Genomic DNA, 13,441 nt, shown 5'->3' on the forward strand with positions numbered 1-13,441 from the left:
GGCTTGGCCAGTGGGGCACATGCAGCACGAGCAGCAGCACCGGGGAGAGCCCCCGGCAGGCGGCGGGGTCGTGGCGGGTCAGGGGGAGCGACCGGACGCCGGAATGGGTGGGCTGAACGGCAGCGGGGGGATCGACGTCCCGCGCGCGCCGTTCGCCGACGCACGCCTGGCCCTGGCGTCCGAGGCGGTGCCGAGCGATCAGCTCTGGCGGGCCGCGATCCACGCCGCGCGCGAGGCGGCCGCGCTGGCGGCCGACCTGCGCCGCCAGCTGCGCAGCGTGCGCTGACCGTCCGTCAGCGCACGAGCTTCTTGAGCGCGGCCTCGAGGTTCTGGCCGCCCCCCTGGCCGGTGTATGCGATCTTCCCGGTGCCGTCGACGATGACGACGTAGCTCGTCGCGGGCACCTCGTACGCGTCGGTCGCCTTGCCGTCGCCGTCCCAGAGCATCTCCATGGGCAGGCGGTACTTCCGCGCGTAGAGCTGCGCGCGCTGCGGCGTCTGGCTCACGCTCACCGCGACCGCGACGAGCCGCACTCGAGAGCCGTACGTGCGCGCGATGCGCTGGAGCTGCGGCTCCAGCTGCTTGCAGTTGGGGCACCACGTCGCCCAGAACTCGATGACCGTCGGGCGCCCGCCGATGTACCGCGCGAGGTCCGTGGGCTGGCCTGCGAGCGTGCGCACGGCCGCGGCGGGCGCCGCGGTGCCGACGGGGAGGCCGCTCTCCTGCGCGCGCACGGCGGCCGGGAGCGCGAGGAGCGAGGCGACGAGGAGGTGCCGAAGCATGCGCGTCATGGGGCGAGTGCGGGTCAGATCCAGACCGTGCCGGCCTGCACGAAGTAGTACTGCGCGGCGCCCAGCATCAGCGCCGCAAAGAGGCGCTTGATCCACACCATCCACATCCCGGCGCGCGGCAGCCGCGCGACCGCGCCGCTGGAGAGGCCGACGGCCACCAGCAGCGCGCACATGCCGAGCGAGAAGGTGAACAGGTAGAGGAAGCCGAGGCCCGCGCTGCGCGTGGTGGAGACCCACGTCAGCACCGCGGCCATGACCGGCGCGGAGCAGGGGGCGGCGACGAGCCCCGACATCGCGCCCATCACGAGCGCCCCCGCGAACCGGCCGCCGGTGCCCGCGGTGGCCGCGCGCTGCACGAGCGCCGCCGGCAGCCGCACGGGGATGACGTCGAGCATCGCCAGCGCCGCGAGCAGGAGCAGGTTGCCCATCGCCAGCAGCGCCCACGCGTTGGTGCTGACGGTCCCGAAGATCGTCCCCGTCATCCCCGCGAACAGCCCCAGCCCCGCATAGACCGATGCGAGGCCGAGCACGTAGGCGAGCGTGAGGAGCGCGGGCCGCCAGCGCGGCGCGGAGGCCGTGGCCTCGCTCCCTGCGCCGAGCGACTGCCCCCCGACGATCGCCGCGGTGATCGGGATCATCGGGTAGATGCAGGGCGTCAGCGAGGTCAGCACCCCCGCGCCGAAGAGGAGCGGCAGCGCGGCCGCCGGATGGGCGGTCAGTTGGGAGGCGAGGTCGGCGATCACGCCTCAAGAATAGTCGCGTGGCCGGCTCGGGTTCCGGGTTCGGGGTCCGTCGTCGCGCGCCGGGGGCGTGGGACGGGCTCCGGCTCCCTAGTGATCGCGGCCGCTGCGGAGCCCCGGACGGCGCTGCGCGCGTCGGGTCTCCTTGCTGCGATCACCGGTCGCCTCCGCCCGCCCCTCGCCCCCGGCGCCGGGCGCTCGCGTGGGATCGGAGCTCGCACCTCCGCCTTTCGGCGTGTGCGCCTCCCCGCGGCGTCACCGCCGCCCGTCGGCGCTTCGGGCGCGCCAGGGGAACGCGGGCGCCTGCTCGGCCGACGCTCCTGGCGTGGGGGAGGGGCTGAGCACCGGGCCAGCGTGCGTGACGTGGAGAGTTGGGGCGGGAGGGGCTGGGGTGGTCCGCCGAGCGACCTCAAATCGGGGCGTGCGGAGACCCGACGCGCGGCACGCGCAGTCGGGGCTCCGCCGCCCCGATTTGCGAGCCGGCGGGCCACCCCAGCCCCGAGCGCCACGCACAACAGCATGCCCCCACGAGCGGCTAGATTGCGCAGGCTAGCCCCAACTACACGAGCAACCCAGCGGAGAGATCGGTTTGGCTCCCCAGTTCATCTACGTCATGAAGGGCCTGCGCAAGGTGATCCCGCCCTCGCGGATCATTCTTGACGACATCTGGCTCTCCTTCTATCCCGGCGCCAAGATCGGCGTCCTCGGCCCCAACGGCTCCGGCAAGTCGTCGCTCCTGCGCATCATGGCCGGCGTCGACCAGGACTTCCAGGGCGAGGCGTGGGCGCACAAGGGCACGCGCATCGGCTACCTGCCGCAGGAGCCGCAGCTCGACCCGTCGCTGGACGTGCGCGGCAACGTGGAGCTCGCGCTGTCGCACCAGCGCAAGATGCTCAACCGCTTCAACGAGATCAGCGCGGCGTTCGCGGAGGAGGACGCGGACTTCGACAAGCTGATGGACGAGCAGGCGAAGGTGCAGGAGTACATCGACCAGCACGACCTGTGGAACCTCGACAACAAGATCGAGATCGCCATGGACGCGCTGCGCCTGCCGCCCGCCGACGCCGACGTCAGCACGCTCTCCGGCGGCGAGCGCCGCCGCGTCGCGCTGTGCAAGGTGCTGCTCGAGGAGCCCGACATGCTCCTCCTCGACGAGCCCACGAACCACCTCGACGCCGAGAGCGTCGCGTGGCTCGAGCGCTTCCTCGCGGACTTCCCGGGGACCGTCGTCGCGATCACGCACGACCGCTACTTCCTCGACAACGTCGCGAAGTGGATCCTCGAGCTCGATCGCGGCCGCGGCGTGCCGTACGAGGGCAACTACTCCGGCTGGCTGGAGCAGAAGAAGCAGCGCCTCGCGCTCGAGGAGAAGACCGCCTCGGCGCGCCAGAAGACGCTCGAGCGCGAGCTGGAGTGGGTGCGCATGTCGCCGCGCGCGCGGCAGAGCAAGAGCAAGGCGCGCCTGCAGGCGTACGAGCAGCTGGCGAGCGAGGCGCAGCAGGACCGCGTCACCGAGAACGAGATCATCATCCCGCCGGCGCCGCGCCTGGGCAACACGGTGGTCGACACCGACCACGTGAAGAAGGGCTTCGGCGACCGCCTGCTGATCGACGACCTGACGTTCTCGCTGCCGCGCGCCGGCATCGTGGGCATCATCGGGCCGAACGGCGCGGGCAAGACGACGTTCTTCAAGATGATCGCCGGCGGCGAGACGCCCGACGAGGGCCAGGTGAAGCTCGGCGAGACGGTGGTGCTGGGGTACGTGGACCAGAACCGCACGCTCACGCCGTCGAACACCGTGTGGCAGGAGATCAGCGGCGGGCAGGAGACGGTGCTGGTGGGCAAGCGCGAGATGAACACGCGCGCCTACCTGTCGTCGTTCAACTTCAAGGGCACCGACCAGCAGAAGAAGGTCGGCGACCTGTCGGGCGGTGAGCGCAACCGCCTGCACCTCGCGAAGACGCTGATGACCGGCAGCAACCTGCTGCTGCTCGACGAGCCGACGAACGACCTGGACGTCGATACGCTGCGCGCGCTGGAGCAGGCGCTGCTCGACTTCTCGGGCTGCGCGGTGGTGATCAGCCACGACCGGTGGTTCCTGGACCGCGTGGCGACGCACATCCTCGCCTTCGAGGGCAACTCGGAGGTCGTCTGGCACGAGGGGAACTACCAGTCGTACATCGAGGACCTGAAGCGCCGGAAGGGCGCGGACGCGGACCAGCCGCACCGGATCGCGTACAAGAAGCTGGTGCGCGCGTAGGCACGCGCGCGCCCCGAGCGTTAACGTCGACGGCCCGGCTGCCCCTCGTGGGTGGCCGGGCCGCTCGTCGGTCTGCATCGCCATCGGACAGGGAGCCGTGGGTGAGACGGTGGGAACGCTGAACGGGCCGCCGGACGGCGCGGTCGCGCTCGACGCGCGGGACGTCCGCTGCACCCTCGGCGGCGTGGTCGCGGTCGACGGCGTGAGCCTGCGCGTCGACCCCGGGCGGTGCGTCGCCCTGGTCGGCGAGAGCGGGGCGGGAAAGACCACGCTGCTGCGCTGCTTCAACCGCATGGTCGCCCCGACCGCGGGCGCGGTGCTGGTGGGCGGCACGGAGGTGACGCGGTACGACGCGCCCACGCTCCGGCGGCGCATCGGCTACGTGCCGCAGCACGGCGGCCTGCTCCCGCACTGGACCGCGCTCCGCAACGCGGCGCTCGTCCCCGCGCTGCTCGCGCGTCCCGACGCGACGGCGGCCGCACGCCGCGCGCTCGAGCTGGTGGGGCTCGCGCCCGATGCGTACGGGGCGCGCTTCCCGCACGAGCTCTCGGGCGGACAGCGGCAGCGCGTGGCGCTCGCGCGCGCCATCGCCGCGCGCCCCGGCGTGCTGCTCATGGACGAGCCGTTCGGCGCGCTCGACGCGGTCTCCCGCTCGGAGGCGCAGGCCGTGTGCGCGGCGCTCCGACGTGAGCTCGGCGTGACCACGCTGCTCGTCACGCACGACCTGCTGGAGGCCGACTTCCTGGCCGACGAGATCGTGGTGATGCGCGCCGGACGCGTCGAGCAGCGCGGCACGCTGGACGCGATGTGCGCGGCGCCCGCGACGCCCTACGTCGCGTCGCTGCTGGAGCGTGCGCTCGCGGGCGCGCGCCGCCGGAGGGACGCATGATGCGCCGGGCAGTGGCGGCGCTCGCCCTCCTGCTGCTCTCGCTGCTCGATGCCGGGACGGCGCGCGCGCAGGAGTCGCGCGAGCGCCGGCCGGTCGTCGTCGCCTCGAAGCCGTTCGGCGAGTCGTACGTGCTGGCCGAGCTGTTCGCGCAGCTCCTCGAGGCGCGCGGCATCCCGGTCGTGCGGAAGCCCGGGCTGGGGAGCACGGAGATCCTCGTCGGCGCGCTCCGGTCGGGCGCCGTGGACGTGTACCCGGAGTACACGGGCACCGGACTGCTCGCGATCCTGCACGACACGCTGCCCCGCGCGACGCTCGCCGATCCGCGCCGCGTCTACGCGCACGTCGACAGCGCGTTCCGCGCGCGGTGGGGCATGCGCTGGCTGCCCCCGCTCGGCTTCGAGAACACCTTCGCCGTCGCCGTGCGCCCAGAGACCGCGGCGCGATACCGGCTCCGCACGCTCAGCGACCTCGCGCGCGAGAGCGCACGCCTCCGCGCCGGCTTCACGCCCGACTTCATCGAGCGGAGCGACGGCCTCGCCGGGCTCGCGCGGGCGTACGGTCCCGGCATCCGCCCGCGCACGATCCGCCCGCTGCTGCCGGCGCTCAAGTACCAGGCGCTCGCCGGCGGCGCGGTCGACGTCGTGGACGGCTACTCGACCGACGGACTGCTCGCGCGCTACGGGCTCGTGGTGCTCGAGGACGACCGTCGCTTCTTCCCGCCGTACGAGGCGGCCGCGCTGCTCGGCCGCGGCGCCGCGGCGCGAGGCGACGTCGTCTCCGCGCTCGCGCTGCTGAGCGCGCGCCTCGACGTCGCGACCATGCGCGCGCTCAACCGCCGTGTCGAGGTGGACGGCGAGGACGCGCGCGCGGTCGCGGCGTCGGCGCTCCAGCGACTCGGGCTCGTCGAGGGCCGCACCGCGAACGCGGCACGCACCGGCAACGGTGGCGAATCGTTCGGCGCGTACCTCTGGGCACGTCGCGCGGCGCTCGCGCGCCTGGCGCTCCGACATCTCGCACTCGCCGCGCTCGCGCTGGCCGCGGCGACGCTGGTGGCCGTGCCGCTCGGCCTCGCGCTCGAGCGCGCGCAGCGCGCGGCCGCGCCGGCGCTCGGTGCGCTCGGCGTGCTGCAGACCATCCCCAGCATCGCGCTCCTCGCCTTCATGGTGCCGCTGCTCGGCATCGGGACGGTGCCGGCGCTGGTCGCGCTCTGGCTCTACGCGCTCTATCCCATCGCGCGCGGCACGTACGCCGGCGTGCGCGGCGCCGATCCCGACGCGGTGGAGGCGGCCGAGGCGCTCGGCATGACGCCCGCGCAGCGGCTGTGGCGCGTGCGCCTGCCGCTCGCCGCGCCCGTCATCATGGCGGGCGTGCGCACGGCCGCGGTGATCACCGTCGGCGCGGCGACGCTCGCGGCGTTCATCGGCGCGGGCGGGCTGGGAGAGCCGATCGTCACGGGCCTCGCGCTCGCGGACACGCGGCAGGTCCTCTCCGGCGCGCTGCCGGCCGCCGTGCTCGCGCTGCTGGTGGACGGCGCGCTGGCGCTGGTCGAGCGGCGTGTCGCGCCCGCGCACCTCCGCGTCCGACGCCGAGGTGCGCGGGTGTGACCGCTGCTCAGTCCCTCGGCACCGGCACCTCGCTCACCGGCGTGACCGTGCTGGTGCAGCGCGTGAAGCCGGGATAGAGGAACTTGTGGATGGCGTTGACGTCGTCCGCCTCGACGATGAAGAAGAGCGTGTGCTGCGCGTTCGCGCCGTACCGTCCGATCAGCCGGATGCCCGGCACGTCGGGGTTGAACAGCGAGTTGGAGCCACCCGCGTCTCTCGGACAGGTTTCGGGAGTGTGGACCTGCGTGATGTGGAAGAGCACGGGCGATCTCCTTGGGCCAGAGGTCGGAGACGGTACTCGGCGGGGCGGCCTACGATGCGCTGCCAGCGATCGGTTGACAACCCGTCGGTGCGGGGCCGGCGAGCTGGTGGCCATACGGTGCGCGCGTGAGACATCGCCTGCGGTCGAACGGACGAACGGCCCGACCATCCCATGCGGGGCGGCCGGGCCGTTCGTCATCGCTCACACGTCAGATCACGCGCGCTGCAGGTCGAAGCGGTCCGCGTTCATGACCTTCGTCCACGCGGCCACGAAGTCGCCGACGAACTTCTCCTGCGAGTCGGCGCACGCGTACACCTCGGCGTGCGCGCGCAGCTCGGCGTGCGAGCCGAAGATCAGGTCGACGCGCGTCGCGGTCCAGCGCGGCGCCTTGGTCTTGCGGTCGCGCCCCTGGAACAGGTTCTCGTGCTCCGTCTCCTGCCACTCGGTGCGCATGTCGAGGAGGTTCACGAAGAAGTCGGTCGTCAGCGTGCCGACGCGATCGGTGAACACGCCGTCCATGCAGTTGGCGGCGTTGGCGCCGAGCACGCGCAGGCCGCCCACGAGCACCGTCAGCTCGGGCGCGCTCAGGCCGAGCAGCTGCGCGCGATCGACCAGCGCCTCCTCGGGCGCCATGAAGTGCAGCCCCTTGCGGCGGTAGTTGCGGAAGCCGTCGGACCGCGGCTCGAGCGGCGCGAACGAGTCCGCGTCGGTCCACTCCGCGGACGCATCCATGCGGCCGGGCGTGAACGGCACCGTGATCTCCGTGCCGGCGGCCTTCGCCGCCTGCTCGACCGCCGCGCAGCCGCCGAGCACGATCAGGTCGGCGAGCGAGACCCGCTTGCCGCCGGCGGCCGACGCGTCGAACTCCGCCTTGATGGTCTCGAGCGTCTCGAGCACCTTCGCGAGCCGCGCCGGGTCGTTGACCTCCCACGCGTTCTGCGGCGCGAGGCGCACGCGCGCGCCGTTGGCGCCGCCGCGCTTGTCGGAGTCGCGGTACGTGGACGCCGACGCCCACGCCGCGCCGACGAGCTGCGGCACCGTGAGCCCGGACGCGAGGATGCGCGCCTTGAGCGCGGCGACGTCCGCGTCGTCGACGAGCGGATGATCCACCGCGGGAATCGGATCCTGCCAGATCAGCGTCTCCTTCGGCACGAGCGGGCCGAGGTAGCGCTGGATCGGGCCCATGTCGCGGTGCGTGAGCTTGAACCACGCGCGCGCGAACGCGTCCGCGAACTGGTCGGGGTTCTCGTGGAAGCGGCGCGAGATCTTCTCGTACGCCGGATCGAAGCGCAGCGCGAGGTCCGTCGTGAGCATCGTCGGGACGCGCTTCTTGTTCGGGTCGAACGGGTCGGGGATGTCCGCCGGCGCGTTCTTCGCCTGCCACTGCTTGGCGCCCGCGGGGCTCGTCGTGAGCTCCCACTCGAACCCGAACAGGTTCTCGAAGAAGTGGTTGCTCCAGCGCGTCGGCGTCTGGGTCCAGATCACCTCCGGGCCGCCGGTGATGGCGTCCGGGCCGACGCCCGTGCCCCACCGGTTGCGCCAGCCGAGGCCCTGGTCCGCGATGTGGGCCGCCTCCGGCTCGGGATCGACGAACGACGGATCGCCGGCGCCGTGCGTCTTGCCGAACGTGTGGCCGCCCGCGATGAGCGCGACCGTCTCCTCGTCGTTCATCGCCATGCGCGCGAACGTGTCGCGGATGTCGCGCGCCGCGGCGATCGGGTCCGGGTTGCCGTTGGGCCCTTCGGGGTTCACGTAGATGAGGCCCATCTGCACCGCGCCGAGCGACTCGTGCAGCTGGCGCTCGCCGCTGTAGCGCTCATCGCCGAGCCACGACCCCTCGGGCCCCCAGAAGATGTCCTCGGGCTCCCACGTGTCCGCGCGGCCGCCGGCGAAGCCGAACGTCCGGAAGCCCATCGACTCGAGCGCGACGTTGCCGACGAGCACGTAGAGGTCGGCCCACGACAGCTTGCGGCCGTACTTCTGCTTGATGGGCCAGAGGAGCCGCCGCGCCTTGTCGAGGTTCGCGTTGTCCGGCCAGCTGTTGAGCGGCGCGAAGCGCTGCTGCCCGCGGCCCGCGCCACCGCGGCCGTCGGTCGTGCGGTAGGTGCCCGCGCTGTGCCACGCGAGGCGGATGAACAGGCCGCCGTAGTGCCCGAAGTCGGCCGGCCACCACTCCTGCGAGTCGGTCATCAGCGCGTGGAGGTCGGCGACGACGGCGTCGAGGTCGAGGCTCTCGAACTCCTTCGCGTAGTCGAAGTCGGCGCCCAGCGGGTTGGAGCGCGGCGCGTGCTGGTTCAGCCCCTCGAGCCGCAGGTTCTGCGGCCACCACTCGCGGTTCGAGTGGCCGCGGCTCCCGTTCTTCGGGGCGTTGCCGCGCGGGTCCGCGTGGCCGGCGCGGTTGTCGCCGTGCGCCACGGGGCACTTGCCCGCGCCCTGCTCGTTGAACTTCGGGTCGCCGTTGGCGTCCATGGTCGTCTCCTGACGTGTCCTGACTGCGGTTCGGTGCGTCGCGCCACACGCACGCGCGCGCGTCGCGCGCGGCATGGCCGCATGCTACGTCAGGGGACGCGATCAGGGAAATCGACGTTGTAGATGAGGCGATAGACGTTCTCTACCGGCAGCGCGCGACGGCCCGGCTGGGGTCGTCGCGCGCGCTCGCGCACCTACCTGATCTTCCGCAGCTCGCGATCGACGCCGTTCGACCGCGCGACGAAGCCCGTCACCACGCCGCTCGCGTCCACCCGGAACGTGACGGTCGTGGTCGACTGCGGGCCACCGAGCGTGTAGGTCGTCCCGGACTGCAGGACGAGCGGCTGCCGCGCGCCACCCGTCGGCGTGACGTACAGGCTCCCGTCCTCGAAGGTGACGATGAACAGGCGGCCGGCCGCGAGCTCGTACGCGCCGACGAGCGGCGGACGCCCCGCGCCCTGCGTGGCGGCGACGGGCAGCTCGATGCGCGGCATCGGCGCGATGGGGCGCGGCGATCCGCCGAGCGCGATCAGCCCGACGAAGTCCGCCATGCTCGCCTCCAGCCGCGGCAGCGCGTTGTACAGCAGCGTGACCGAGAGCGACTCCGCCGGGAACCACGCGTTGTGCGACGAGAAGCCGCTGTCCTCCCCGTCGTGGACGATGGCCGGCGCGCCCCACGGCGCCTTTCGCGGCACGAGCCCGAAGCCGTAGCGGCCCGTCGCCGCACCGCGCGGCGTCGTCATCGCCGCGTACGACGCCGCGGAGAGCACTCGGCCGCCGTGCAGCGCCTGGTTCCACGTCGCGATGTCGCTCGCGGTCGCGCAGATGGCCGACGCGCCGATGTCCTGCGACGCGTGGGTCGCGCCGCGTGGCGCGGCCCGGCCATCGCTCGATCGGAGGTAGCCGGTCGCCGCGCGATTCCGCGCCACGCTCTCGCACCAGCCGAGCGACGTGAGCCCGAGCGGTCGCGCGATCTCGTCGCGCAGCACCACGCCGTACGGCCTGCCGTGCACCTTCTCGACCAGCACGCCCAGCAGCATGTACCCCGTGTTGGAGTACGCGAACGTCGTCCCCGGCTTCGTGACGAGCGTGTCGCGCGCCGCCATCGCGACGAGCGAGTCACCCGGCACGACGTCGGTCTCCGGGCGTCCCGTCGCGAAGTCGCGGGCGAGGCCGGAGGTGTGGTTCAGCAGCTGCTCGATGGTGATGGCGTTCCACTCCGGCGGGAGCCCCTTCAGGTGGCGGCCGACGGGATCGGTCAGCGACAGCCTCCCGCGCTCGACGAGCTTGAGCACCAGCGCGGCGGTGAACTGCTTGGCCATCGAGCCGATGTTGTACGTGGTCGTCGGCTCCGCCTTCCGGCCGGTCGCGACGTCGGCGACGCCCCACGCACGCTCGAGCAGCGGGCGTCCACCGCGCGTGACGGCGATCGAGACGCTCGGGAACCCGCGCGGGAGGAGGTCGGCCTTCACGACGGAATCGATGCGCGCCGCCAGCACCTCCGCGGTCGGCGGCGTCGTGCCGGCGGGCAGCTGCGCGGCCGCGGCGCGCACCGGGAGCGCGGCGACTGCTGCGACGGCGAGTGCGCGGGACGTGTTCTTCATGAGGGTCACTCCACGCGCATGGCGACGGTCGGCTCCACGCGCAGCGCGCGTCGCGTGGGGACGATGCAGGCGAGCAGGCACACCACGAGCATGAAGGCCGCGTAGGCCACGAGCATCGCGATCTGGCCGGCCGAGAGGTGACGCGGCCAGTCCCGGAACTGGTAGGTGTGCGCCAGCCCGATGGCGCCCAGGCCGATGAGGGTGGCGCCGCCCACGATGCCGAGGCCCACCTGCGTCAGCGGGCGCCGGAAGATCGCGGTCACCACGCGGCGCCGGCTCGCGCCGAGCGCGACGCGCACGCCGATCTCGCGCGTGCGCCGCGCGACCGTGAACGACAGCACCGCGTAGATGCCCGCGAGCGAGAGCAGCAGCGCGACCGCGGTCAGCACCAGCGTCGCGCGCACCCACGTCCCCAGGAGCCACAGCAGGTCGTCCGCGACCTGGTCCAGGCGCTGCGGCTCGCCGACGCGCAGCGTCGGGTCCACCGCGGTGGCCAGCCGGCGAACGCGCGGCACGAGCGCCATCGGGTCGCCCTGCGCGTGGATCACCATGTGCGGCGCGAAGCCGCTGCCCGCCGCGGCCGGCAGGTAGAGCCCGAGCGCCCGCGTCGTCTCCGCCGCGCCGATCATGCCGAGCTCCTTCACGACGCCCACGATCTCGTGCCAGGGCAGGGAGTCGGCGCCCGGGCCGTCGGGCGCGATGCTGCCGTCGGCGATCCGCACCCGCTGGCCGATCGGGTTGCGCCCCTGGAGCACCTGGTCCACGAAGCCCTGGTCCACGATCACCACCCGCGCGCCCGCGGCGACGTCCGCCGCCTGGAAGCCCCGGCCCGCGAGGATCGGCGCCTCGAGCACGTCGAAGTACGACGGATCCACGGACGCGATCTTCGTGTAGCGCCGCGGCGGTCGCGCTGCCGGCGTGGCCGCCGCGCCCGACGCGGCGGCGATCCACGTCGGATCGTCGAGCGCGATCTGCCGATACGAGTAGTTCGTGCGCGGCAGCTGGTCCACGAAGGAGACCCCGACCACCCCCGGCTCGGCCGCGACGCGCTGGCGCAGCGTCTCGACCCGCATGGCGAATCGCGCGCGGTGCGCGGCCGCCGCCGTGTCGCCGTCCACGCCCGCGCCGGGTGCCGTCTCCATCGCGAGCGGCACCGCCAGGTACTCGTCGGCCGCGAACCCGACGTCGTACGTGCGGACGCGCTGCTGCTCCCGCACCTCCACCAGCACGAGCGCCGGGAAGGCGACGGTGACCGCGACCTGCGCGACGATCACCGCCGTCCACACGCCGCCGAACCGCATGCCGCCGCCGCCGGTCGTGCCGGCGCGCAGGCGCGACCCGAGGCCGCGAGTGACCTTGAGCCCGGGCAGCACGCCAGCGATCGCGGCGCCGAGCACCGTGAGCAGGCAGGCGTAGAGGACCGTGCTGGGCGAGAGGCGCGGATCGAGCCAGAACGGGACGTCGTCCATGTTGGCCTGGAGGAACGGCCGCCCCCACTGGCGGAGCACGACCTGGGCGGCCGTGAGCCCCACCGCGGCCGCGACCCCGCCCAGCACGAGCGCCTCGGCGAACAGCTGCGCGACGATCCGCCGGCGGCTCGCGCCGAGGGCGCTGCGCACGATGATCTCGCTCTCGCGCGTCGCCGCGCGCGCGAACAGCAGCAGGGCCACGTTGCCGCAGGTGAGCACGAGGAGCATGAGCGCGAAGACCTGCGTCAGCGCGAGCACTCCGCCCTCCTCGGCCTGCGACATGTCCCCGAACATCTGCGCGTACGCCACGACCTGGGGCTGCAGGTGCCGGTGCGTGTCGGGCAGCTCCCTGGCCGCGCGCTGGCCGAGCGCCGCGAGCTCCGTCCGCGCCTCGTCGAGCGTCGCGCCGGGGGCGAGCCGCCCGAAGATCGTGATCGCGGGCCCGCGGCGCGGCGCGTCGTCGCGCACGTCCGGGCGGAACGGCACCCACGCGTCGTGCGCGACCGGGAAGGTGAAGCCTTCGGGCATCACGCCGACGACGGTGGCGTACGCGTCGTCGAGGCGCACCGTGCGGCCGACGATCGTGGAGTCGCCCGCGAAGCGCGTCCGCCACACCTCGTGGCCGAGGACCATCACCGTCGGCGCGTCGGCCCGCTCGTCCGCGGGGACGAGGGCGCGGCCCAGCAGCGGCGGCGTCGCGGCGACGCGGAATCCGGAGGCGGTGATCGCCGCGACCTGTGTCGGGCGTGCCTCGCCGTCGCGCCCCGTGAGGTTGCGCGTCACGTTCGTCCACGCCCCGAGGTCGGTCACCGTGCGCATCGCCTGGCGCCAGACCACGAAGTCGTGGAGCGCGCGCGGCTCGGGGTCGTTCGCCTGCACGTCCCAGTTCCGCAGGTTCACGAGGCGGTCGCCGTCCGGGAACGGGAGCGCGGGGTTGAAGAACAGCATCACCACCTGGAAGACCATGGCGCCGGTCCAGATGGCGAACGCCATCGCGAGCCCGCCGACGATCGTCATGCCGGGATACTTCACCAGCATCCGGAGCCCGAGCTTCAGGTCGAGCGCGAGACCGCTGGGCCACGCCGGGCCGCGTCCGTCGCGCATCGCGTCCTTGTGCTGCTCGGCGATGCCGAAGGCGATGACCGCGCGCCGCCGCGCTTCCTGGGGCGTCAGCCCCTCCTCGCGCACGAGCCGGTCGGCCTCCATCTCGAGGTGGAAGGCCATCTCGTGGTTCATGCGCTCCTCCGCCTCGCGGCGGGAGAGCAGGCGCGCGCGGGCGCGCGCGGCGTGGATCCAGCGCATGCAGCGACTCCGGATGGGAGCGGGTGGGGTCTTCTGTCGATGTCTAGAGGA

At 73.3% G+C, this 13,441-nt stretch carries 10 protein-coding genes; 4 read left to right on the top strand and 6 right to left on the bottom strand.

All coding sequences use genetic code 11. From position 1 onward, the window contains the following. The first annotated feature begins 103 nt into the window (after positions 1-103). Positions 104-286, top strand: coding sequence for a hypothetical protein (locus tag rosag_RS01425; protein WP_284348220.1), 183 nt, complete (start codon positions 104-106; stop codon positions 284-286). 7 nt (positions 287-293) lie between these two features. On the opposite strand, the gene rosag_RS01430 is transcribed toward rosag_RS01425, so the two are convergent. Further along, entirely contained in the window at positions 294-791 is a 498-nt protein-coding gene (locus tag rosag_RS01430; RefSeq protein WP_284348221.1) for a TlpA family protein disulfide reductase, read from the bottom strand. Positions 792-805: 14 nt separating this feature from the next. Next, entirely contained in the window at positions 806-1,534 is a 729-nt protein-coding gene (locus tag rosag_RS01435; protein WP_284348222.1) for a cytochrome c biogenesis protein CcdA, read from the bottom strand. Between the two features lie 586 nt (positions 1,535-2,120). Here rosag_RS01435 and ettA point away from each other — a divergent pair. The 3 genes from ettA to rosag_RS01450 all read left to right on the top strand — a co-directional run bounded on the left by ettA (position 2,121) and on the right by rosag_RS01450 (position 6,284). Next, on the top strand, positions 2,121-3,791 hold the full coding sequence (gene ettA / locus rosag_RS01440) for an energy-dependent translational throttle protein EttA (protein WP_284348223.1): 1,671 nt from the start codon (positions 2,121-2,123) through the stop codon (positions 3,789-3,791). 97 nt (positions 3,792-3,888) lie between these two features. Next, complete coding sequence (locus rosag_RS01445) at positions 3,889-4,680, top strand: ATP-binding cassette domain-containing protein (RefSeq protein WP_284348224.1); 792 nt, start codon at positions 3,889-3,891, stop codon at positions 4,678-4,680. Then, entirely contained in the window at positions 4,677-6,284 is a 1,608-nt protein-coding gene (locus rosag_RS01450; RefSeq protein WP_284348225.1) for a glycine betaine ABC transporter substrate-binding protein, read from the top strand. Before rosag_RS01445 ends, rosag_RS01450 begins: the two co-directional genes overlap by 4 nt. A 7-nt stretch (positions 6,285-6,291) precedes the next feature. Here rosag_RS01450 and rosag_RS01455 read toward each other — a convergent pair whose 3' ends face one another. The 4 genes from rosag_RS01455 to rosag_RS01470 all read right to left on the bottom strand — a co-directional run bounded on the left by rosag_RS01455 (position 6,292) and on the right by rosag_RS01470 (position 13,390). Further along, entirely contained in the window at positions 6,292-6,546 is a 255-nt protein-coding gene (locus rosag_RS01455; protein ID WP_284348226.1) for a DUF3303 domain-containing protein, read from the bottom strand. A 213-nt stretch (positions 6,547-6,759) separates the two neighbouring features. After that, the gene (gene katG, locus rosag_RS01460; RefSeq protein ID WP_425607465.1) at positions 6,760-9,090 is read right to left on the bottom strand and encodes a catalase/peroxidase HPI; all 2,331 of its coding nucleotides are present in this window, start codon (positions 9,088-9,090) and stop codon (positions 6,760-6,762) included. Positions 9,091-9,209: 119 nt separating this feature from the next. Next, positions 9,210-10,619: a serine hydrolase domain-containing protein gene (locus tag rosag_RS01465; RefSeq protein ID WP_284348228.1), complete on the bottom strand. Its 1,410-nt coding sequence runs from the start codon at positions 10,617-10,619 to the stop codon at positions 9,210-9,212. Positions 10,620-10,624: 5 nt separating this feature from the next. Beyond that, entirely contained in the window at positions 10,625-13,390 is a 2,766-nt protein-coding gene (locus rosag_RS01470; RefSeq protein WP_284348229.1) for an ABC transporter permease, read from the bottom strand. Positions 13,391-13,441: the final 51 nt, after the last annotated feature.

This window comes from Roseisolibacter agri, assembly GCF_030159095.1.
Taxonomy (GTDB): domain Bacteria; phylum Gemmatimonadota; class Gemmatimonadetes; order Gemmatimonadales; family Gemmatimonadaceae; genus Roseisolibacter; species Roseisolibacter agri.

What these genes read in the sequence shown, in the direction of transcription:
- rosag_RS01465 (WP_284348228.1), bottom strand. Translation starts at nt 10,619, where the DNA reads ATGAAGAACACGTCCCGCGCACTCGCCGTCGCAGCAGTCGCCGCGCTC.
- rosag_RS01425 (WP_284348220.1), top strand. Translation starts at nt 104, where the DNA reads ATGGGTGGGCTGAACGGCAGCGGGGGGATCGACGTCCCGCGCGCGCCG.
- rosag_RS01430 (WP_284348221.1), bottom strand. Translation starts at nt 791, where the DNA reads ATGACGCGCATGCTTCGGCACCTCCTCGTCGCCTCGCTCCTCGCGCTC.
- rosag_RS01450 (WP_284348225.1), top strand. Translation starts at nt 4,677, where the DNA reads ATGATGCGCCGGGCAGTGGCGGCGCTCGCCCTCCTGCTGCTCTCGCTG.
- rosag_RS01470 (WP_284348229.1), bottom strand. Translation starts at nt 13,390, where the DNA reads ATGCGCTGGATCCACGCCGCGCGCGCCCGCGCGCGCCTGCTCTCCCGC.
- katG (WP_425607465.1), bottom strand. Translation starts at nt 9,090, where the DNA reads ATGCCGCGCGCGACGCGCGCGCGTGCGTGTGGCGCGACGCACCGAACC.